This is a genomic window from Pseudomonas sp. GZJR-8, from assembly GCF_002916705.1.
Lineage (GTDB): Bacteria > Pseudomonadota > Gammaproteobacteria > Pseudomonadales > Pseudomonadaceae > Aquipseudomonas > Aquipseudomonas synxantha_A.
Genome location: NZ_JXSI01000002.1, coordinates 610,540 through 629,346, shown reverse-complemented (window position 1 = coordinate 629,346; position 18,807 = coordinate 610,540). Strand labels below are relative to the sequence as shown.

Annotated in this window: 19 protein-coding genes and 1 pseudogene; 8 read left to right on the top strand and 12 right to left on the bottom strand. The window is 60.7% G+C overall.

Annotation, left to right across the window (positions count from 1 at the left end):
- Nucleotides 1-7: 7 nt before the first annotated feature.
- Genes TK42_RS06200 through TK42_RS06185 form a run of 4 tightly spaced genes read left to right on the top strand, consistent with a single transcriptional unit; the run spans nucleotide 8 to nucleotide 2,744 of the window.
- Nucleotides 8-373, top strand: a complete 366-nt coding sequence (locus TK42_RS06200) for a cupin domain-containing protein (RefSeq protein WP_103733832.1) — start codon at nucleotides 8-10, stop codon at nucleotides 371-373.
- An 11-nt stretch (nucleotides 374-384) separates the two neighbouring features.
- Entirely contained in the window at nucleotides 385-1,206 is an 822-nt protein-coding gene (locus TK42_RS06195) for a molybdenum cofactor biosynthesis F family protein (RefSeq protein ID WP_078821794.1), read from the top strand.
- Nucleotides 1,199-2,002 (top strand): SDR family NAD(P)-dependent oxidoreductase, encoded by an 804-nt coding sequence (locus tag TK42_RS06190; protein ID WP_103733831.1) that lies wholly within the window; start codon nucleotides 1,199-1,201, stop codon nucleotides 2,000-2,002. The genes TK42_RS06195 and TK42_RS06190 overlap by 8 nt, the downstream gene beginning before the upstream one ends.
- A complete protein-coding gene (locus TK42_RS06185; protein ID WP_103733830.1) occupies nucleotides 1,992-2,744 on the top strand; it encodes an SDR family oxidoreductase in 753 nt (250 codons plus the stop codon). The genes TK42_RS06190 and TK42_RS06185 overlap by 11 nt, the downstream gene beginning before the upstream one ends.
- Before the next feature lie 143 nt (nucleotides 2,745-2,887).
- On the opposite strand, the gene feaR is transcribed toward TK42_RS06185, so the two are convergent.
- The 3 genes from feaR to TK42_RS06170 form a co-directional block, all read right to left on the bottom strand.
- Nucleotides 2,888-3,829, bottom strand: coding sequence for a transcriptional regulator FeaR (feaR, locus tag TK42_RS06180; RefSeq protein WP_005789555.1), 942 nt, complete (start codon nucleotides 3,827-3,829; stop codon nucleotides 2,888-2,890).
- A 114-nt stretch (nucleotides 3,830-3,943) separates the two neighbouring features.
- Nucleotides 3,944-4,510, bottom strand: a complete 567-nt coding sequence (locus TK42_RS06175; RefSeq protein WP_103733858.1) for a DUF3156 family protein — start codon at nucleotides 4,508-4,510, stop codon at nucleotides 3,944-3,946.
- On the bottom strand, nucleotides 4,473-5,972 hold the full coding sequence (locus TK42_RS06170; RefSeq protein WP_103733829.1) for an APC family permease: 1,500 nt from the start codon (nucleotides 5,970-5,972) through the stop codon (nucleotides 4,473-4,475). The genes TK42_RS06175 and TK42_RS06170 overlap by 38 nt, the downstream gene beginning before the upstream one ends.
- Before the next feature lie 217 nt (nucleotides 5,973-6,189).
- Here TK42_RS06170 and TK42_RS06160 point away from each other — a divergent pair, with 217 nt between their 5' ends.
- Nucleotides 6,190-7,512: a hypothetical protein gene (locus TK42_RS06160; protein WP_103733828.1), complete on the top strand. Its 1,323-nt coding sequence runs from the start codon at nucleotides 6,190-6,192 to the stop codon at nucleotides 7,510-7,512.
- A 32-nt stretch (nucleotides 7,513-7,544) separates the two neighbouring features.
- Here the strand turns inward: TK42_RS06160 and TK42_RS06155 are convergent.
- Both TK42_RS06155 and TK42_RS06150 read right to left on the bottom strand, forming a co-directional pair.
- Nucleotides 7,545-8,018, bottom strand: a pseudogene (locus tag TK42_RS06155) (flavin reductase family protein); the annotation flags it as partial.
- Nucleotides 8,019-8,076: 58 nt separating this feature from the next.
- The gene (locus TK42_RS06150; RefSeq protein WP_103733827.1) at nucleotides 8,077-9,246 is read right to left on the bottom strand and encodes a p-hydroxyphenylacetate 3-hydroxylase oxygenase component; all 1,170 of its coding nucleotides are present in this window, start codon (nucleotides 9,244-9,246) and stop codon (nucleotides 8,077-8,079) included.
- 236 nt (nucleotides 9,247-9,482) lie between these two features.
- On the opposite strand from TK42_RS06150, the gene TK42_RS06145 reads away from it, so the two are divergent.
- The gene (locus TK42_RS06145; RefSeq protein WP_032880359.1) at nucleotides 9,483-10,970 is read left to right on the top strand and encodes an aldehyde dehydrogenase family protein; all 1,488 of its coding nucleotides are present in this window, start codon (nucleotides 9,483-9,485) and stop codon (nucleotides 10,968-10,970) included.
- 122 nt (nucleotides 10,971-11,092) lie between these two features.
- On the opposite strand, the gene TK42_RS06140 is transcribed toward TK42_RS06145, so the two are convergent.
- Nucleotides 11,093-11,497 carry a RidA family protein gene (locus TK42_RS06140; RefSeq protein ID WP_103733826.1) on the bottom strand — a complete coding sequence of 135 codons (405 nt, stop codon included), beginning with the start codon at nucleotides 11,495-11,497 and terminating at the stop codon, nucleotides 11,093-11,095.
- Nucleotides 11,498-11,815: 318 nt separating this feature from the next.
- Here TK42_RS06140 and TK42_RS06135 point away from each other — a divergent pair, with 318 nt between their 5' ends.
- Together TK42_RS06135 and TK42_RS06130 are read left to right on the top strand one after the other, a co-directional pair.
- Complete coding sequence (locus tag TK42_RS06135) at nucleotides 11,816-12,289, top strand: Sbal_3080 family lipoprotein (protein WP_043049349.1); 474 nt, start codon at nucleotides 11,816-11,818, stop codon at nucleotides 12,287-12,289.
- Nucleotides 12,290-12,577: 288 nt separating this feature from the next.
- Nucleotides 12,578-12,853: a DUF6124 family protein gene (locus TK42_RS06130; RefSeq protein ID WP_078821802.1), complete on the top strand. Its 276-nt coding sequence runs from the start codon at nucleotides 12,578-12,580 to the stop codon at nucleotides 12,851-12,853.
- Between the two features lie 192 nt (nucleotides 12,854-13,045).
- On the opposite strand, the gene TK42_RS06125 is transcribed toward TK42_RS06130, so the two are convergent.
- The 6 genes from TK42_RS06125 to TK42_RS06100 form a co-directional block, all read right to left on the bottom strand.
- Nucleotides 13,046-13,978, bottom strand: a complete 933-nt coding sequence (locus tag TK42_RS06125; RefSeq protein WP_103733825.1) for a pyridoxamine 5'-phosphate oxidase family protein — start codon at nucleotides 13,976-13,978, stop codon at nucleotides 13,046-13,048.
- Between the two features lie 79 nt (nucleotides 13,979-14,057).
- Nucleotides 14,058-14,942: a LysR family transcriptional regulator gene (locus TK42_RS06120; RefSeq protein WP_103733824.1), complete on the bottom strand. Its 885-nt coding sequence runs from the start codon at nucleotides 14,940-14,942 to the stop codon at nucleotides 14,058-14,060.
- Nucleotides 14,942-15,862: a LysR family transcriptional regulator gene (locus TK42_RS06115; protein ID WP_103733823.1), complete on the bottom strand. Its 921-nt coding sequence runs from the start codon at nucleotides 15,860-15,862 to the stop codon at nucleotides 14,942-14,944. Before TK42_RS06115 ends, TK42_RS06120 begins: the two co-directional genes overlap by 1 nt.
- 16 nt (nucleotides 15,863-15,878) lie before the next feature.
- Nucleotides 15,879-16,505: a glutathione S-transferase family protein gene (locus TK42_RS06110; protein WP_103733822.1), complete on the bottom strand. Its 627-nt coding sequence runs from the start codon at nucleotides 16,503-16,505 to the stop codon at nucleotides 15,879-15,881.
- A 140-nt stretch (nucleotides 16,506-16,645) separates the two neighbouring features.
- On the bottom strand, nucleotides 16,646-17,893 hold the full coding sequence (locus tag TK42_RS06105; protein WP_103733821.1) for an ATP-grasp domain-containing protein: 1,248 nt from the start codon (nucleotides 17,891-17,893) through the stop codon (nucleotides 16,646-16,648).
- Entirely contained in the window at nucleotides 17,890-18,807 is a 918-nt protein-coding gene (locus TK42_RS06100) for a DMT family transporter (RefSeq protein WP_256584518.1), read from the bottom strand. Before TK42_RS06100 ends, TK42_RS06105 begins: the two co-directional genes overlap by 4 nt.

The following is an 18,807-nucleotide window of genomic DNA, read 5'->3' as shown; positions in this document are numbered from 1 at the left end:
CACTGCCATGACCCTCACCACCGTCAAACATAACGTCCAGCTGTCGGAACTCGATGCCTGGGGCACCGTGGCCGACCTCGGCTCACAGATCCTTGAAGGCGAGGTGCGCGCCTTCGGCAAGATGACATTCGGCGCACCTACCGATGCGGTCAGCAGCGCTTACTTCGGCACCACCCGGGGCAAATTCCGCATGGTTTACCCGTTCGCCGAACAAGCCACGGTGGTCACCGGCGAGGTGATACTCACCGATGAGTCCACCGGCCAGTCCACCCGCTACAAGGCCGGTGACAGCTGGTTTGTGACCAAGGGCACGCCGGTGCTGTGGGAAGTGGTCAGCGAGAGTTTCGTCAAACACTACTTCGCCGTTGTTTAAGGAGCCTTGCCATGAGCACTTCTTCTGACTGGATCACCGTGGGCGCCCTGGCCGACGGTTTTGCACCCGAAGCGTTCATCCTGCCGAACCTCGCCGACCTGGCGGGCCAGACCTTCACTCTGCACTTTGCCAATGGCTGGCAGATCGAGCATCGCTTCGAACAGGAGCGCCTGGCCTGGCACGCCGCCGACGGTCACTCCAGCGGCAGTGCAGCCTACCGCGCCAGCTCGATTCGCCCGGGCCTGTACCTGGTGGACTTCATCAAGCACGAAGCCGGGCAAAGCTGGTCGATCAGCCTGGTGCTGGACACGCCGACTGCCTCCTTTACCGCGGTGATTGGCCGTATGCCGGAGCCGGCAGAGACCCACGAAGGTCTTTACCACCGCGCCCTGGCCGGCAAACCGCTGACCTCGGTGCACGCCGAGTTCCTCCACGGCAGCCTCGACCGGCCGTGGCAGGAGGGCCATTGCCTGCACGCCCCCACCGAGGAACTGGTGGGCCTGCGCAACCACTACCGCTACAGCCCCAGCGAGGTCTACGAGCACATCTACCTCAACCCGCGGTTCTATGCCTGGCAATGCCTTGAGGGTGTGGAGAAAGGCTTGTGCGACACCGACCGCTGCCATTACTACAAGATCGCCGAGCAGCTGTACCTGTTCGTCTGGCAGGAGAAGATCGTGCCCACCCTCGGCCTGGTGCTGATCGACCTGCAACAACACCGCAGCGACGGCAAGATCTTCGGCTATGCGGGGGCATCCTTCGACGCGCTGTCGAACTTCCCGATCAGTTCCTATTGCCAGGTGCTCAACCGCACGGAGTACCCCCGTGACTGAGGCGCGCACGGTGGTGATCACCGGGGCCGGCACCGGCATCGGCGCCGCCTGTGCCCGGCTGTACGCGCAGGAAGGCGCACGGCTGGTACTGATCGGCCGGCGCCGCGAGCCACTGGAACAGGTAGCGCAGGCCAGCGGCGGCCTGATCCTGGTGGGCGATGCCGCCTGCCCCGACACCTGGGAGGGCTTTATCCGCGAGATTCACGCCCACTACGGGCGTATCGACGTGCTGCTGGCGTGTGCCGGCGGTCATGGCCTGGGCAGCGCGACCCAGACCAGCCCGTCTACGTGGGAAGCGGCGCTGCGCAGCAACCTGGACAGCGCGTTCTACAGTGCCCGCGCCTGCCTGCCGCTGTTGCAGCAAAGCGCCGGCAGTGTCGTGCTGATCGGCTCCATCGCCTCGCTCGCGGCGGGGCCCGAAGTGTGCGGCTACACCACGGCCAAACATGCGTTGCTCGGGCTCAATCGCTCGCTGGCACGGGACTACGGCCCCCACGGCGTGCGCGTGAACGCGGTGTGCCCGGGCTGGGTGCACACGCCGATGGCCGATGCCGAGATGCAGCCGTTGATGGAGGCGTACGGCGACACCTTGCAGCAGGCGTACGAGCGCGTGTGTGCCGATGTGCCGCTGCACCGTGCCGCCCGGGCCGAAGAGATCGCCAAGGTATGCCGCTTCCTGGCCAGCGACGACGCATCGATCATTACCGGGGCTACGTTGGTGGCGGACGGTGGGTCCAGCATCGTCGACGTGCCGACGCTGGCGTTTACGCGCCTGGAGCCTGCCCATGCCCAATGACCTGGATTTCAGCGACCAAGTCGTGCTGGTCACCGGCGGCGCCCAAGGGATTGGCCTGGGTATCGTCCAGGCCTTTGCCGAACGCGGTGCGCGGGTGGTGATTGCTGATCGCCTGCTGGAACAAGCTGAAAGGGTGGCCGCTGGGTTGTGCGCGCAGGGCTATCAGGTCGAGGCCGTGGGCGTTGACCTGGCGCAAGCCGAGGCGGTGTTTGCCTGCGTTCAAGGCTTGGCACAACTGGATATCGTGGTGCACAACGCCGGGTATTTTCCGCTGACAGCCTTTGCCGACATCACCCCGGCGATCTTGCAACGCACCTTGGCGGTAAACCTTTCGGCGCTGTTCTGGCTGACCCAGGCGGCGTTACCGATGTTTCGTGAGCAAGGCCGGGGTTGCGTGCTGGTGACGTCTTCGGTCACCGGCAACCGGGTGGGTTATCCGGGGCTGAGCCACTATGCGGCGTCAAAGGCTGGGGTGAATGGGTTTATCCGCAACGCGGCGTTGGAACTGGCGCCGTTGAATGTGCGGGTCAATGGCGTGGAACCGGGCATGATCGCCACGCCGGCGATGAGCAACCTGGGCGATGCCGCGCTGAATGAGAGCATCGCCAGCCGTGTGCCACTGGGGCGTTTGGGCGCGGCTGCGGATATTGCCGGCGCGATGCTGTTTCTGGCTTCTGACCTGGCTGGCTATATCACCGGGCAGACCTTGGTGGTCGATGGTGGCTCCACCCTGCCCGAATAACGGGGACCCATGTGGGAGGGGGCTTGCTCCCGATAGCGATGGTTCAGTCAAATATCCAATGGCTGACACACTGCTATCGGGAGCAAGTCGAATCGTCGCACCGCCCCTCCCACATTGGATCTCCTGCAGCCTGAAGGACCTGTTTATGCCCCCACCGCCTGCAACCGGCTGGAACGAAAATCCTTGGGCGACACCTCGAACTGTTTCTTGAATGATCGGCTGAAATGCGCCGAGTCGGTAAAGCCCCACTTGTAGGCAATCGAGGTGATCGACTCGCTACGCAGGAAGGGGTTGGTCAAGTCGTCCGCACTGCGCTTGAGCCGCGCCCGCTGGATGTAGCGGCAGACGCTGTCGTCCTGTTCCTCGAACAAACGGTACAGGTGCCGCACCGAGATATTCAGGCGGTTGGCCAGGCCAATCGGGCTCAGGCCAGGCTGGCCCAATGACTCATCAATGACCTTTTGCACATAGCTGCGCAGATTATTGCCCTGCAACGCAGCAACGCCCTCGCGGCACTCATCGCCCTGCTCCAGCGCCGAGCCCAGCAGCGACACAAAGGCCGCCTGCAGCGCGTCCACTTGCGTGGCGTCGTCATCAGTGTCGTCCTTGCACAGCTGATCCATCAACACATGCAACATACGCCCACAGGCTTTGGTCGAGGAGATCTTGCCGAACGCCAGCGCCTGGCCGCCCAGGTGCTTGCACACCTCGGTGCGCGGCAACGACAGCGAGGCATGTTCGATCAAACCAAAGGGGGTGATTTCGATGGAGCCCACCGAGTCCATCAACAGCATCTCGCCGGGGGCCAGCTGCACGGTCTGCTCGTTTTGGGTGATCTGCGAATAGCCGCTGCGCTGGCTGACCAGGAAGCACTCCTGGTCATTGTCGTGATCGGCGTGGTGCGTCGGGCGTTTGATCAGCCCGGCATTGGTGCGCAGGATGGCCAGGCCACGGGGCAAGTTGTGGATCTCGCCGATAAACAGCGAACGGTTGAAGGCCAGTTCGGTATCGAAGTGGCCGCACGCGGCGCGCAGTTCGCGGTTCCAGCTGTCGAGCCCGTCGGGTGCATGCTGTGGGATGCTCATGGGGTGTCTCCGCAGTGGCGTTCTTTTTGTTGTTCTGATGCAATAGTTAACATGTTATCTATATGCACGCAACAACAACCTGTTTGCCCTTTGCAGAAGCACTAATGATGCCAATCACAGCGTCGACAGCGCCCGCTTGATACCCGCCAACACCGCCAGTAAATGGTTGCGTTGCTCAGGGCTTACAGCAATGTAACGCCGAAACGCAGGCATCCGGTTGACCACCTCACTGCCGCCCATATGCTCCAGGCGCACACACCATTGCCGGTCCTTGAGATCAATGCGCAGGCGCTTGAAATCCAGCGGCATCAGCGCCTGGAACAACCCGCTGTCGGCCAGCAAACGCGACTGTAGCTCACACGCCAGAGCCTGGCTGCCGGAGCGCCGGCGCACGCGGATACCGTTGCGCCGAATAGCGCCGCCATGGTGCACCTCGAAGCTGCCAGCGCCACTCGCTGAAGCAGGTACGCGCAGGACGCACTCGGTCAGCACCAGGTGCATCAACAACTGCGACTCGGTGCGCTCGAAAATCTCGAAGTTCACACCGTCCACTTCAAGCGTCGCCAGGCCCAGATCACGCCGCAAGCGCGCCAGGGTCACCCCAGGTCGATAACCGCTCGGTGCACGGTCTGCGCTGAACAGCTCATACAGTTTTTGCCGCAAAGTCGTTATAACCGTCATGGGCAGGCCCTGGTTCATGACTGAATTCCTTGGCCAACACCTCCTCGACGCAGGCTGGCTTGAAGGGGTTGACCTTCTGCACCACCAGGGTCCAGAACAACGCATAGGTGGCCGTCACGCCGAGCATCACCCCGAATGGCACGTAGATGTCAGCCGGGTTCATGCCTGGCGGGGTGATAAACCACATGCCCAGCAGGATGCCGATGCTGGAGACGATCTGCGGCAGCGGGAACCACGGCGAGCGATAGGCCCTGGGCAGGTCCGGACGACGAATGCGCAGGATCACCACCGACAGCGTCACCAACAGATAAGCAAAACTCCACGCGCACACCGCCGCCAGCACCAGGTGCATGATGTTGTCGGTATTGCCGCCCAGGTACAGCGCGTGCAGGCACGGGATCAGCATCGCCACCAGAATGCACAGCAACGGCGTTTTGAAGCGCGGGTGCAGATAGGTGAACACCTTCGGCAACGCGCCATCCACCGCCATGCCGTAGAGGATACGCGGCACACCGGCCATCAAGGTATTGATGGTCGCAGCACCGGCGAAGAGAAAACCGATACCCAGCCACAGCGGCCCGATCTGCCCCATCACCTGCTCGGCGAACCGGGGGATGGCCATGGGTGTATCCAACAGGTGCACGCCGGAGGCGGAGTCGAGCACCACGTTTTCCACCTGGCGTTTCATCGCGGCGCCATAGATGAACATGCATGTCGCCACGCCCATCAGCCCGAGCATCATCGCCCTTGGCATGACCTTGGCCGATTGGCGCAGGTCCGGCGCCAGCGGGGTGACGAACTCGCAACCGACGAACATGAACATCGCCATGCCCACCAGCGACAGCACGGTGACCAGGTCGGTGCCCACCAGTGATTCCCCGAACCAGCCATCCAACTGCACCGCCGGCGCGGCGATCAGGCCCAGCACGCCGAACACCATCAGGGTGGTCCACATGCCGAACGTAAGGATGATCTCTGCGCGGCCAAAGGCGCTGACCCCGAAGGCGTTCAGCACCCCGAACACGATCACGAAACCCACGCCCAGCAGCCATGAGCCGCCGGCCGATTCTGCCAGGGTATTGAGGTGTTCGAAGTTCACCAGCGCCATGACCCCGGCGAGGATGGTTTCGGCGGTGCCGGCGAACACGTGCACGATCAGATACGCCGACAAAGTGCCGGTAATCGCAAAGAACCGGCCCATGCCGCAGTTGATGTAGTCGTACACCGAGCCGGTGGTGGGCAGTATCGAGGCGGCCTCGGCGAAGGTCGTCGCCTGGGCCAGCATCATCACCACGGCGATCAGCATCGCCAGGGCAAAGGCGCTGCCGCCAATGCCAAAACCCATGGTGGCGGTGAGGATCACCGGGCTTGCCATGATCAGCCCGATGGTGCTGGCCAACGCGGTGGGGAAACCTACCGTACCCCGGTTGAGGTGCGCGGTGAGTCGGTCGTTGATCGACATTGTGGGGTCCTCGAAAGCGGTTTTTTTAGTGTGTCGGCACTCTGCGCCCCACCTGGCTCGATCGTCTTGCCCCTGTCTGCCGAAGGTTTTGTTGCTGCCTGCCACGGCGTATCGCCTGGCGGCCAGGGTCAACTGCCTGGCACGCATATGAAAGACTTGGCCTGCGACCGCTCGCCCTAATGCGCCCTCACTCTTAACCAAGATGGGGACAATAACAATGGAGCACACACTGAAAAACCGCCGCCTGCGCCAGGCGGTCGGCCTGGGCATTGCACTGCTGGTCGGCCAGGCCCAGGCCATCGAGTTGTATGCCGATACCGACACCCAGGTCACCGGCAACTTCCTTGCCGTCTACGGCCTGTTCAACAGCCCGAAGAACTACGATGGCCGCAGCGGCGGCTCCACCTGGCGCGAGGGGTTCATCAAGTACGGCCTGAGCGTCGAGCAGAGCCTGGGCAACCTGGGCGGCGTATACGGCACTGCGAACCTGGTGAGTTCCGGCACCTGGGGCGACGGCGATGCGTCGGGGTTGACCAACGGCACCGAGCGCACCACCAAGTTTGACGAAGCCTTCGCGGGCTGGCGCTCCGGCGAGCTGTTCCCGGCGCTGGGCAAGGATGGGGTAGACCTGTCGTTTGGCCGCCAGATCATCCTGTTGGGCGACGGCTTCATCATCAACGACGACGGCCCCAACCTCGGCAATGGCGTAGGCGACGGCGAGTTCAATCGCGGCGGCGCCTACTACATTGCCGCCCGCCATGCCTTCGACAAGACTGCGGTGATTCGCCTGGGTGGCAAGGACGGCGTGCATGGCAGCCTGATGTGGATCAAATCCGACAACCGCGCCCAGGCCCTCACCGAGATGGCCGCCGGCACCCTGGAGTACAGCGCCGCGCCGGGCACCCTGGGGCTGACTTACATTCACGGCATCGATGTGGACGAGCGCTTCGCCACCGACCTGCAGCGCCAGCGCAAAGGCATGAACCTCTATAGCCTGCGCGGTGCCGGTAATGCAGGTATCGACAACGCGCACTTGGCTTTCGAACTGGCCCGCCAGGACAGGCGTGACAGCCAGCAAAACGCCGGTTACGTCGAAGCCGGCTACACCTTTGCCCACCTGCCCTGGTCACCGGACCTGACCTACCGCTACGCACGTTATTCGAAAAACTGGGATGGCATGTTCTCAGGCTTCAACCGTGGCTACGGCACCTGGGTGCAGGGCGAAGTGGCGGGCAACTATTCAGGCCCATTCAACAGCAACACGGCGGTGCAGCACGTAGCGCTCAAGGTCAAGCCGCTGGACAACATCACCCTCGGCGCACTGTTCTTTGACTACAACACCGTCAGCACCCGCGGCCAGTTGAACCTGGATGGCCGCGAACTGGACCTGTACGCCGAATGGGCCGTGAACGAGCACCTGATCATCACGCCGCTGCTGGGCCTGTACAAACCCGATAAAGCGGCCGACACCGGCGGTAACCAGGTCGGCGGCAACGGCACCAATGTCTACAGTCAGCTGGTGGTGGCCGTGCCGTTCTGAACCACCTCGGGCGCGCAGGGAGGCAGCGCCCGGACCTCGGCGTAGGCGCCCTGGTGGTAGAGCAACGGCGCACGGCCGAAGTCATCGAACGCCACCACCTTGCCGATCATGATCCAGTGATCGCCGCCATCGATCTGCTGGTACTTCTCACAGTGAAAGCGCGCCGAGCAATCGGCGAACACCGGCGAGCCGCCCTCACCCGGCTCGTACTCGATCAGGGCGAAGCGATCTTCACGGGGGCGCGCAAAGTTGTTGGACAGGTGCACCTGGTCCGCCGCCAGCACATTCACCGCAAAATGACTGGCCTCCTCGAACACTGCATGGCTGTTGGAGCGCTTGTCGATGCTCCACAGCACCAGCGGTGGGTCTAGGGACACCGAGTTGAAACTGTTGGCAGTCACGCCGACCTTGTGCCCGGAAGCGGTGGCGGCAGTGACCACCGTCACACCGGTGGCGAAGTTGCCGAGGGCGCGGCGAAAGGCCCGTGGGTCGAAAACGTCAGACATGCAAGACTCCCGGGTGGCCGCTCGTGGCCGCCCTTATTGTTATGGGTGATAGGCGCGGCTACACCATGCTCGGGTCGGGTTCCAGGCCCATCAGCTCACGGCCGAGGATCTGCGCGCACACGTCGTAGTCGGTATAGGCATGGGCGCCTGTCATATGGGAATCGCGGAACAGGCGCTGCATCTCGTTGTGCTCGAACCAGGCATTCCCGCCCGCAGCGGCGAACAAGCGGTCTACCGCGTCGATGCACATCTTGGTGGCGTAACCCTGATTGGTGCGCCAGAACGCCAGGGTTTCCCGCGTGGGGTAACGGTGGGCGGCGCTGTGTTCGGCGTGTTCCTGCCAGGTTTTTTCCAGGAACGCTCGGGCGGCGGCGACCTGGTGGGTGGACTCGGCCAGGCGCATCAACGCCGGGGTGGCTGCGCCGACGGCGGCACCGGTGTAGGCGCGCACCCGCGTCCTGGTTTTTTCGCGAAACACCTCAAGCATACGCTCGGCCACACCGAGGCTGACGGTGGAGAAGCCACTGGCAAAATATGGCCGATACGGCGCGTAGAAAATCTGGCTGTCGGGGTAGAGGCCAATGCCTGCGGACTTGCCCTCCATCATGTCCTTGGCCTTCTGGATACGGTGTTCGGGCACCCAGGCGTTGTCGATGATCAGGGTCTTGGTGCCGCTGCCTTTCATGCCGGCCGCAAACCAGTCGTCGCGAATCTGATAGTCACTGCGCGGTAACACAGCAAAGCAGTAATCCTGGGTGCCTTCGGCGTTCTGGCGACGGCAGCCGACAATCGCCCACTCGCCATGGTCACAGCCGCTGCTCCAGCCCATCTCACCGCTGAAGTACACCCCGCCCTCGCCCTCGGTCACCCGACCGAACGGCGCAATACTGCTGCTGGCCGTGGCATCCGGGTTGGCACCCCAGATTTCCTGCTGCAACTGGGCCGAGAACAGCGCCAGTTGGTGGCTGTGAGTACACAACAAGCTCATCGCCCAGGCGGTACTGGCGCAACTACCGGCGAGCAAGGCGATGCAGTCGGCGAACTCGGGCAGCGTCAGCTCCAGGCCGCCGAAGGCCTTGGGCTGAAAGGCACGGTGCAGGCCGATGCTTTTGAGCAGGGCGATATTTTCATCCGGTACCTGGCGCAGTTGCTCGGCACGGCTGGCATTCGCGGCAATGGCCGGCAAAAGGGGTTTGAGGTCTTCAAGGAGCGGGTTTGGCTTTTTCATGGACGGCCCTGCTTATTATTGGAAGTCCGACAGGCGTTCCGGATTGCGGAACGGCGCTGGATGCAGGGCCAGTATCGAACGGGCCGTGCTGGCGGGAAATGCACGTTCGGCAGGCAAGCTTGTACTTTTCACAGGCGCGGCAGGCACAGGCATAAAACCTGGCAGGCACAGTCAAGCCGCTTATTGGTGCGTTGGTTACCCTCGGGTTTTCTTTTGTGAACTGCCAGGAACCTGCCATGAGCGATATCCCGTTGCTGCCTCAAGTCGAAGCCTTTTTGCGTCGCCGCCATGGGCTGTTTATCGACGGTGTCAGCGTGCGCAGCCACGCCGATCAAACCCTGAACGTCATCAACCCTGCCACCGGGCAGGTAATCGCCGAAGTGGCCGACGCTGACCTGGCGGATATCGATGCCGCGGTCGCTTGCGCCAACCGTGGTTTCCAGCGATGGTCCCAGGCCGCGCCCGCCATACGCGGCAACGTGCTACTCAAATTGGCCGATCTGCTGGAACAGCACCGTGAAGAACTGGCGCAGATCGAAACGTGCCAGTCGGGAAAGATCATCCAGATCTCCCGCGCTTTCGAGGTCGACCAGGCCGCGCATTTCCTGCGCTACTACGCCGGCTGGGCCACCAAGCTCAGCGGCCAGACCCTGACCCCATCCCTGCCGTCGTTCAATGGCGAGCGCTACACCGCCTTTACCCTGCGCGAGCCAGTGGGCGTGGTGGTTGGCATCGTGCCGTGGAATTTCTCGACCATGATCGCCATTTGGAAACTCGCCTCGGCGCTGGTGACCGGCTGCAGCATCATCATCAAGCCCAGCGAATTCACGCCGCTGACCCTGCTGCGCATCGCTGAACTGGCCATCGACGCCGGGCTGCCGGCGGGTGTGCTGAATGTGCTCACCGGCGGCGGCCATGTCGGCAAGGGGCTGGTTGAACACCCCGGCACGCACAAGGTTTCATTCACCGGCTCAGTGCCCACCGGCATCGCCGTCGGCCGCAGCGCCATGGGCGCCGGCCTCACCCGTGCGACCCTGGAACTGGGCGGCAAGAATGCCGCCGGCTTCCTACCCGATATGGACGTGGACAAGGCAGTGGACGGCATCATCGAAGCGGGCTTTTTGCACTCGGGGCAAATCTGCGCGGCGGCCGAACGCTTTTTCGTGCACCGCTCGCAAATCGACGCCGTGCTGGAAAAACTCAAGACGCGCCTCGGCCGCCTGAACATCGGCTCACCGCTGGACGAACACACCGAATTCGGTCCGGTCACACACCAGCAGCACCAGCACAAACTGCTCGGCTACTTCAACCAGGCCCGCGCCGAAAACAACACGATCATCCACGGCGGCCACCTTATCGACCGGCCTGGTTGCTACGTCGAACCCACGGTGATCCTCGCCAACCACCTGCACGACACCCTGCTCAACGAAGAAACCTTCGGCCCCATCGCCACCTTCCTGCCCTACGATGACGAAGACGAACTGCTGGCGCTTATGAACCACGGGCCCTATGGGCTGAGCGCCAGCCTGTGGACCAACGATTTGGGCAAGGCCCTGCGCATGATCCCGGCGATCAAGGCAGGCACCTTGTGGGTGAACATGCACACCTTGCTCGACCCGGCAGTGCCGTTTGGTGGGTGCCGGTCTTCGGGGGTTGGGCGGGAGTTTGGCAGTGCATTTATTGAGGATTACACCGAGCTTAAGTCGGTGATGATTCGGTATTGATTGGGGGGGCAGTGCACATCTGGTTTGGTGTACACCGGCCCCTCCCACATTTGGATCGCATTGCATCAGTGAGATAGCTGTCTTTGTCAGCCACTACTTGCTGCTTTCAAAAAAGCGCTCGCCTAACTGAACGGAACCACCGCCTCCGCCTCAACCTCGATCAACCAATCCGGCAACGACAACCCACTGACCATAATCCACGAAGACGGCGGCGGGTTATGCGCGAAGCGCTGGCGCAGAGCTTCAGCAATCGGTTCCTGCTGATCCCGGGCAGACTCGACGATATACAACCGCAGCATGATCACATGGGACAGATCGCCCCCTACCTCAGCCAGCACCTTCTCGACATTGTCCAACGCAATGGCCGTCTGCTCGGCAATGCCTGGGCCCACAGTGCACTCTTGAGCATCCACGCCCACCTGCCCGGAAAGCATGATCCGCCGACCATCCGGCACTTCCATGGCCTGGCTGAAACCGTATTGCAGCGAATTGAATACCGTCGTGGGATTAATGACCTTTCGTTGCATGACCAATCCTTGTTTGTCAGTAAGAAGACAAGGCTAACCCAGAGAAACTGCCCACGCTGACGGTTCAACATCCAGCAACATGTTCATGGGTGAAGCGCTGGCCTGATGAATAAGCGCAAATTCAACAAGCAATGACATCCCACTGTGGGAGGGGGCTTGCTCCCGATGAGGTAGTGTCAGCCAACACATCTGTGACTGACCCACCGCTATCGGGGGCAAGCCCCCTCCCACATTTGATCTGCTGCACCCGAACCATCGTGCTCAACGCTGGACGATCACTGCTATCATCCAGCCACTACTCATGACATGGAGGTCGCAATGCGCCGGATAACAGCCCTCGCTTTCGTACTGGCCTGCATCGCCCTCACCGGCTGCAGCATCACGCAAACCGTCACGCCTGTTCCCGCCTCTAATGTTCACTCCCCTGAAATCTGCATGATCCCCGCTGCCGGCTTGCGTGAAGGCTTCAACACCACCTACACAGCCCAATTGCGCAGCAAAGGCTTTCAAACCCGCGAGTTACCGCCAGGCACCCCGCCCGCCAATTGCGCGTTGTCGACCACTTACATCGGTACATGGAGCTGGGACATGGCGTTGTATATGAGCTTCGCCGATATTCAGGTGTTCGAGAACGGTCGGCGGATCGGACAGGCACTGTATGACTCAACCTCCGGCGGCGCCCGAATGGGCAAGTTTATTGATGCACAAAGCAAGATCATCGAGATGACCAACCAACTGTTTCCCAACACTGACTACGGCAAAACTGCGGGTCAGGCTAACCGCCTTCCATAGACTGAATTTGTCAGACGGCTCTTACACAAACTTCGGGTTGCGTCCGATGAGTGTCGCCGCTAACCTTCGCGGGTCGCTGCAAAATCAGCGAATGGGTGTGGTAGCCCAGTTCTTTCATAGACCCCAAAACGCTCAAGGGCGTTTTTTTGTGCGGGCTGCTTTGTGGCGGCTGTGCATGGGAGGCTTCGGCCTGCCGGGTTTCTATGACCGGTCTACCACCCCGTGTACAGTCGCCTCCTTACTTCGTGTGGTAGCGAAATGGAGGTGCTCATTCATAGGAGCTTCGCCATGAAAAAAGTCACACCCAATCCCCCGCCATCCCCCTCGGATGACAACCCACAACTACCTCCCGATGTCATTTTCACCGTCCGCCCCGGACTCAGCACTGAAGCCGCCTTGAGCAATGCCAGCGAAATGCTGGAGTCAGCGACTGTCTGTGCCTACGACTGTGCCGAACAGCTTGACGGCCAGAGCCGCAAGCATGTGCTGGCGGTGGTGCAGATGATTGAGATTGCGCAGTTGCTGGTCGATGAAGCGCTGAACCGGGAATGCCCGGTGGCCTGATTAACAAGCGCAAACTCAACAGGCAATGACGTTCCTATGTGGGAGGGGGCTTGCTCCCGATGGCGGTGGGTCAGTCACAAATCTGTCTACTGACACTACCTCATCGGGGGCAAGTCGAATCGTCGCACCGCCCCTCCCACATTTGATCTCACTGCATCAGTGAGGTAGTTGTGCCAGGGAGAGCGCGCCAGGCTACCAGGTGCCCATTGCTAGGCTGTGCGGTGAAAACTCTGCGAACTGCCACCGCAGTGCCAATGCTGCCGGACGGCGGACCACGTTCTCCACCGTCACCGTCCACAAGCGCTGCGCGCCCTCGAACTCGGCCACTGGCGACCCGCTGAGAATCAACGTTGTACGTCCCGCCACTTGCAGCACGTCGCCCGTCTCAAAATCAATAAACAGCAACCCCGCCACCGGGTTGGCTTGCAGGTTACCGAGGGTGTTGAAGAACAGGTTGCCGGCAAAATCAGGGATGGTCAGCACGTTGCCTTCCACCCGCACAAACCCCGTGTTGCCGCCGCGATGGGACACGTCCACCGAGCGTTCGCCGTGCTGGTCCACGTAGCTGGCGACGAAGAAGGTGTCGGCGTTGCGGATCAGCGTTTGGGCGGCGGCGTCCAGGCTGGTGCTGCGCTCGGCTGTATCGCCAGGTTTGCGCGCAACCCCAGCGACAGGCCGCAGTTGGATGTACTTGGGGCAGTTGCCGAAGGTGTGCACCACGTTCACCGCAAAGCCGTCATGATCCAGCGCTCCGATCCGGCCGTTCATGCGGTTGCGACGCCGGGTGCCGAGGTCGATGCCGAGCAAGCCAACAGACGCGCCACGAGTGATGCCAGCCGAGGCCGGATCGCTTCTGGCGGGCAGGCTGTCGATTTGCAGCGCCTGTGGATCCGGTGAATGGGCAAACCCTGGCGCGCCCTCCAGCATGGTCGCCCAGGGGATACCCTGTTCGTCCACCACACCCAGAATGAGGTAAGGCAACAACGGATAAAAATCACGATGCTGCTCGGGCAAATAATCACGAATGACCTTCGGCCCGATCATGGCCATGCGTTCGGCGACGCCTGCACTTTCCTGCAATTGCCGTTCGCCGACATGCCAAGGGGATTGTTCGATCGAGTTCATGGCGATCACCTCTGGTTGGGTAACCGAATGCTGCGCCTACCCAACCCTGCAGAGAATGCCCATCCCAGGCAATCCACTATTACGCCAGCTGAAATGCCGGATGTTCGCGCAACGCGGTGACGCAGTAGTCGACAAAACTGCGCACGCGCATCGGCGCATGGCGGCCTTCGCGGTAGATCACATGCACCGGCAGAGGCGGCAGTTCAAAGGCCGGCAAGACACGACGCAGTTGGCCATTTATGAGGTGATCATGAACCGGATAACTGAGGCAACGAATCACCCCCGCGCCCTGCACCGCCGCATTGATCGCGCCTTGCACCGTGGCGCAACTGAGGCGTGCGCGGGCCTTGAGGGTGTAGTAGGGGAATCCCCAGTGCACCGCTTCAGCGCTGGCAATCAGATGATGTTGCTTGAGGTCGGCCGGATGCCGGGGCTCGCCTTTGGCCGCCAAATACGTGGGGCTGGCGCACAGCAGGGTGCGCACTTGCCCAACCTGCCGTGCAATCAGCGACGAGCTGGGCAATTGGCCCACCCACACCGCCACGTCAAACCCCTCTTCGTGCAGGTTGGGATAATAGTCGTGGTAATGGGCGATGACACGCACCGCCGGGTAGTGATCCATATAGCCAGCCAGCAGTGGCGCCATCACATAGCGGCTGAACAGCAACGGCAGGCATATCCGCAGGTTGCCCTGGGCGTGCACATGGGCGCCGTTGGCCGAGGCTTCGGCCGCGTCCACCGCTGCCAGCAAGCGCACGCAGTCTGTAAGGTAAGCCTGGCCTGCATCGGTGAGGTTGACCCCACGTGTGCTGCGTTGCAGCAACACCACCCGCAAGCGTGCCTCCAGGCGCGCAACCGCTCGTACCAGGGTCGGGCCGGAAACCTCTGCATGGCGTGCCGCCGACGCCAGGCTGGGTTGCCCGGCCAGCGCGGCAAACAGCTGCATATCGCGAAAGCGCTCCATCAGGTGCGCCGCTTCGTCGCCGGGTTCAGGGCCGGGTCCTGCCCGAGGTGATGGCTTAAGAAATCCACAAAGGTGTTGACCTTGGCCGGTATGCGGCCGTTTTGCTGGAACACCACGTGGATCGGCAGCGGCGCCGGTTCGAAAGCCTCCAGCACCAGCTCCAGCTCACCCGCCGCCACCGCTGCCGCCACCTGATAGGACAGCACCCGCGTCATGCCCCAGCCCAGGCGCGCCAGGTTGATTGCGGCATTGTTCGCCGTAACGCTCAGACGCGGCTCAATGGCTATCTTCAGCGGCCGCCCGGCGTCGACGAACGTCCATTCACTGACCAGTTGGCTGGACGATGAGGAGACGATCCTGGCTTCCCGCAATTGCTCAGGTCGCTGCGGGCGCCCATGTTGGTCCAGATAAGCCGGCGATGCGCACACCACCCGGCGCACTTCGCCGACCTTGATCGCCTGCTGCCCGGGTTCGTGCAGATGGCCGATACGCACCGCTACATCGACGCCTTCATCGGCCATATTGACCACACGGTCGACCAGCAAGGCACTGATGTTCACCAGGGGGAACTGGTCCAGGTACTCCCCCAGCACAGGCGCCACATACAACTCGCCAAACAGCACCGGTGCGGTCACCGTCAACTGGCCGCCAGGGATGGAGTAACTGCCCGCTGCCGCTTCCTCGGCCTCTTCCAGTTCGGCGAGGATGCGCCGGCAATCTTCCAGGTAACGCTGGCCGGCATCGGTCAGGTGCAGGCTGCGCGTGGTGCGTGCCAGCAGTTGCGTGCCGATGCGCTGCTCCATGGCTGCAATGGCGCGGGTGACGCTGGGGGGCGAGGTTTTCAGGCGGCGCGCAGCAGCCGCAAAACCCTCCTCCTCGGCCACCGCCAGGAATACCTGCATCTCATGAAATCGGTCCATCGGCATCCCTTGAGCGTTACTGTGATTGCAGCCCCACCGCCGTGCGCGGCATAGCGACAAACCCTGGCAAGGCTTCGATGCTGGCAAGCCAGGCACGCACCTCAGGGTAGTCGGCCAGCGACACGTTGCCTTCCGGCGCATGGGCCACGTAGGTGTAGAACGCGATATCGGCAATGCTTAGCTGATCGCTGGCCAGAAAGCGGCTCTCGCCCAGCTGCTGCTCCATCACGCCCAGCAAGGCATGGGCACGGTTGATCGCGCTGACAGTGTCCACCTCGGCGCCAAACACCGTGGCCAAGCGCGCCGTGGCGGGCCCAGCATGGAGTTGACCGGCGGCGGCCGAGAGCCAGCGTTGGACCCGCGCTTGCCCGAGGGGATCGCTTGGCAACCACTGCCCTTTGCCATAGGTACTGGCAAGGTAGACCAGAATCGCATTGGAGTCGGCCAGCACAATACCTCCGTCATCGATCACCGGTACCTGGCCGAAGCTGTTGAAGTTGGCGATGAACGCAGGTGCTTTGTGGGCGCCTTGTTTGAGGTCCACCAGGATAAATTCATTGGGCAAGCCCAGCATGGACAACATCAGCTCGACTCTGTGGGAGTGGCCAGACAAGGGAAAACCATACAGTTTGATAGCAGGCATGAAAGACTCCAGATCGTTGTCGACCGAGTATTCGCGTCGAGGGAAGCGATCTTCTTATGGACAACCCTGCGATGGAATCACCAGATTGTACAATCCAGCATTTCACAGAATGAAACAATGAGGTGATCCATGGCGAACGGCTACCTCTCCGCCAGATAAGCCCCCCGCCATTCAAGTATGCGAATCTGGTGGTAATCTGCCTCGAGCACGGCGGGGTCTTCATGTACCAGATACACCGTGCCCGGCTGACTGAAAACATCCTGCGTCACGCCGATCTGCTGGCCGTCCTCAACGTAAAACACTGCCTCGAAAAACGACTCAAGCTTGAGTAACTCCCTCAAGAACCCATCTTTTTCAAAACGCCCCTCTGAGCGGTTTATCAAGCAAACATTGTAGGTATGTTGCAGACGCTGATAATTGACCTTCCTCGCCAGTTGTTGTTCAAATAACTCAGGCTGCATGAGGGATAAAACCACAGCATCGATCTGACCAAGGCCAGTAGTTACCTTTGAAACCCCAGGCCGAAGAATGCCGTCAGTGCGGGCAGCAATTTCCACCAGTTTCGGACCGTCTTCAGTAAACATAATCTCCGCATGGCTAGGCCCATTTCGGATCCCCAGGCACTGCACCACTGCTCGTGTGTATTGGACCAGAATCGGATAAACCATCGAATCGGGCCCAATCAGTTCGTCAATGTCATAGAGTACGCCGCCGGTCGGCGTTCGCTGCTTTCGATAACGGACGACTTCAGTGACGAGTTGTTGCCCGTCGAGCGATACCATGTTCACCACATACTCCAGTCCCGCCAGGTATTCCTGAATCAGGACCCGCGTGTTAGGTATATTCAGCTTGTTGGTCGTTCCTAACAGGCGCTCCATAGCAGCTTTGCACGCGCACATATCCTCGCAAATAGACACCCCATCGGCGCCTGCGCTCTCGAGGGGTTTGATGACCACAGGAAAACGTCCGTGTTCATCGATCCACTCTTGTGCAGGACGCCAACTATCAGTAATGAACTGCCTTGCGGCCGGCAACTGCGCCTGGGTAATGCAATGGATCATTTCGTACTTGTTTCGACGTGCGTTAGTTTTGTCGAAATCATTGCGATAAGGCAGCTGCAGTTGCTCATTCAGCTCGTCAGCCAGAAGCACACCCGTTTCTGCACCCGCGAGGATGAACTGTGGCATGAAGCGTTGGACTTCAGCCAAGGTCATTCCAAAATCGCTATTGACGATCATCTGCTCATAAAGCGTGCAATCAAAACCTTGATAATAATAGCCGTCCAGTGTTGCTGATGAAGCCACATGCACCAGCACGCAGCCATGGTCGTTCAATTGCTTCGCTAAAAATTTACCCGATGAGAACCCATCGACTATCACAATTTTCATACGATCTCCCGTTTCAGCGCATGCAACCACCTGAACGACAGCAAAAAGATGATGACTGTTACGGCTGAGAGGCTGGCTACAGAAAATTCAACTCTCGAATCCAGGTACTGGAACAAAAAAACGAACACAGGAAGCGTCAGCAATACCAGGGAAACGTGAATAGGCGTGAGGTAATAGATGGTTTTCTGAATCAGGTAAATCGGCAGCAAATGTCCGGCTATCACCAAGATAGCCATAGGCAGAACCCATCCACTATCGAGTAAAAAGCTGCCTCCTGTAGCAGGAATCGCAACGGCACAGACACCCACCATCGCGATGTTTCTGACACCCAAAATCTCGTAGACCGACCATTGACGAGCGAACATCTCTTTAGAAAAAACCGTGTACATGACCGTGCCCAACGCGCACGTCAATACGCTAACGATACCGAGCACCCGCTGCACAGCGGTGGTGGTGACTACACCGCTGTCCCCCGCAAGGGAATTGAACAACATGATCGCTACCGAGATGAGCACCAGCCATGAAACCACCGCATCGACTACGGCCACCTTCACGCTACGATTGGTCAGCAGGGAGACAATCAACGTGAGTGCAGGGCCGCAGGCTACGGAGGCGACTCCCACTACTGCTGGCTCCAGATACCGGAGTGCGTAAAACAACCCGCCCCAATTGCACAGAACCGCAAGATTGATGATAACGATCAATCGCCATTGGGTTCTGAGCTTTGACCACAATGAATTGGGATTTCGATAAACCGCCCAAACACCAAAGACACAGGCTGACGTTGTAAAACAATAAAAAATAACGTTCAACGTGCTGATCGACTGCGTGACCAACGCAACATAAACATCGAATGCCGCACTGATCAAGCAAAACACCAAGCCGATAATTAACCCGGTTCGTTGCATCAACAT